This is a genomic window from Comamonas sp. w2-DMI (genome assembly GCF_040187735.1).
Lineage (GTDB): Bacteria > Pseudomonadota > Gammaproteobacteria > Burkholderiales > Burkholderiaceae_C > Comamonas > Comamonas terrae.
Genome location: NZ_JBANEL010000086.1, coordinates 1 through 920 on the forward strand (window position 1 = coordinate 1; position 920 = coordinate 920).

The window sequence follows — 920 nt, forward strand, 5'->3', positions numbered from 1 at the left end:
AAGAAGCGCCGCCGGAAGGCTTCGGCGGCGGCGCGGCAAGCGTCCTCGCCCGTGGCCTGCATGACCTGTTGCGGATGGGCCGCGCATTGCGCGCGCAATGCCTTGAGCCGCACGGGATCGGCAGCCAGGGCGTCGGCAAGGTTGTTAGCCGGCTGCTTGCCGCAAGCGGCCAACAGCACGGCGCACAGGACGAGGACGCATCGCATGGCGGCCTCCCGTCAGTTGCCGTAGAAGTTCACGGACTGCGGCGTGTACGGCGTACCTTCACCGAGGAAACGCCGCCGCACCTCGCGGGCGCGCTCCGTGGCCGCCGCCTGCCGCGCCAGCTCCAGCGACGCCGCCCGGTCCTGCGTGATCTGGAGCCGCTGGGTCTGGATGGACTGCTTGGCTTGCAAGGCCAGCAGTTGGTTCGTGGCCTGCATGGCTTGCAGTGCGCCAACGGCGGACTGGCTCTTGCCGACCAGATCGGCCAGCACGCCTTCATCATCATGGAGGTTCTGCGATGCCTGGGCCTGCATCTGCATCGTGGTCTGCAAGCCATTGAGCGTGTTCTTCCAACGCTCCTGCGCGTCGCGGTACATCTGGTCGCCGCTCACCGTGGCAGCGTACTGCTCGGGATACAGGCGCTGAAACTCCCGATCCAGATTCGTCACGTCGTAGGCCAAGCCGCGAGCTTGGGCGATCAGCCGCTCGGTCGTCGCCAGATTGGTGCGCAACTGGTTCACCACGCTGGACGGCAGGCTGGCCAGGTTGCGCGCCTGATTGATGAGCATCTGTGCTTCGTTCTGAAGCTGCTTGATCTGGTTATTGATCTGCTCCAGTGTGCGGATCGCGGTCAGCGTGTTCTGCACGAGGTTCGTGGGGTCGATCACGACCCATTGCGCATGGGCGGTGGCGGTGCAAAGCATGGCCGCGATGGC

The 920-nt window shown here is 65.7% G+C and carries 1 protein-coding gene and 1 pseudogene; both read right to left on the reverse strand.

Annotated features, from left to right (window positions below; genetic code table 11):
- Window positions 1-206 (reverse strand): annotated as a pseudogene (locus V8Z74_RS26195) (hypothetical protein); the annotation flags it as partial.
- Window positions 207-218: 12 nt separating this feature from the next.
- A partial coding sequence (trbJ, locus tag V8Z74_RS26200) for a P-type conjugative transfer protein TrbJ (protein ID WP_349712323.1) occupies window positions 219-920 on the reverse strand: 702 nt, incomplete at its 5' end.